At 66.2% G+C, this 1180-nt stretch carries 1 protein-coding gene and 1 pseudogene; both read left to right on the top strand.

Features of this window, described 5'->3' with window-relative positions:
* The first annotated feature begins 12 nt into the window (after positions 1 to 12).
* Entirely contained in the window at positions 13 to 798 is a 786-nt protein-coding gene (locus tag ACIRR8_RS33020; protein ID WP_404071768.1) for an electron transfer flavoprotein subunit beta/FixA family protein, read from the top strand.
* Positions 799 to 858: 60 nt separating this feature from the next.
* Positions 859 to 1180: pseudogene (locus tag ACIRR8_RS33015) on the top strand (electron transfer flavoprotein subunit alpha/FixB family protein); the annotation flags it as partial.

Raw genomic sequence — 1180 nt, 5'->3', positions numbered from 1 at the left:
AGGAGAGCCGGCGTGAGCTTGAGGATCGTTGTCTGTGTGAAGTATGTGCCCGACGCGACCGGTGACCGGCATTTCGCCGATGACCTGACGTTGGATCGTGAGGATGTCGATGGTCTGCTGTCGGAGCTGGACGAGTACGCGGTCGAGCAGGCGTTGCAGATCGCGGATGCTGCGGAGGGTGCGGAGATCACTGTGGTGACGGTGGGTCCGGAGGATGCCAGGGACGCGTTGCGTAAGGCGTTGTCGATGGGTGCGGACAAGGCGGTTCACGTCGAGGACGACGATCTGCACGGTACGGATGTGATGGGCACGTCGCTGGTTTTGGCGAAGGCGGTCGAGAGGACCGGTTTTGACCTGGTGATCTGCGGGATGGCTTCGACCGACGGTGTGATGGGTGTCCTGCCGGCCCTCCTTGCGGAGCGTCTGGGTGTGCCGCAGGTGACGCTGCTGTCGGAGGTGTCGGTGGCGGGTGGTGTGGTGACGGGGCGTCGTGATGGTGACACGGCCTCGGAGCGGCTGGAGGCGTCGCTGCCGGCGGTGGTGTCGGTGACCGACCAGTCCGGTGAGGCCCGTTACCCCTCGTTCAAGGGGATCATGGCGGCGAAGAAGAAGCCGGTGGAGTCGCTGGACCTGGATGATCTGGGTCTGGACGCGGATGAGGTCGGTCTGGCGGGTGCGTGGACGGCGGTGGATTCGGCGACCGAGCGTCCGGCGCGGACGGCGGGCACGATCGTGAAGGACGAGGGTGAGGGCGGTCGGCAGCTCGCCGAGTTCCTCGCGGGGCAGAAGTTCATCTGATCCCGCGCGCCCGTAGGTTCCTGTCCTTTCCTGTGTTTCTCTCGTCTGGAGTGCGTTGTCATGGCTGAAGTTCTTGTTCTGGTCGATCACGTGGAGGGTGCGGTCCGTAAGCCCACCCTGGAGCTGTTGACGCTGGCCCGGCGGATCGGTGATCCGGTCGCTGTGGCGCTGGGTGCCGGTGCGGAGGCGACCGCGGGTGTGCTGGGTGAGCACGGTGCGGTGAAGGTGCTGACCGCTGATGGGCCGGAGTTCGCGGATTATCTGGTGGTGCCGAAGGTGGATGCGCTGCAGGCCGCTTTCGACGCCATCTCGCCGGTGGCGGTGCTGGTGGTGTCCTCGGCCGAGGGCAAGGAGATCGCGGCCCGTCTCGCGCTGCGGGTGG

This window comes from Streptomyces sp. NPDC101178 (assembly GCF_044767965.1).
Classification (GTDB): Bacteria; Actinomycetota; Actinomycetes; order Streptomycetales; family Streptomycetaceae; genus Streptomyces.
The sequence above is the reverse complement of the archived record's forward strand: the minus strand, read 5'-3'. Positions and strand labels throughout refer to the sequence as shown.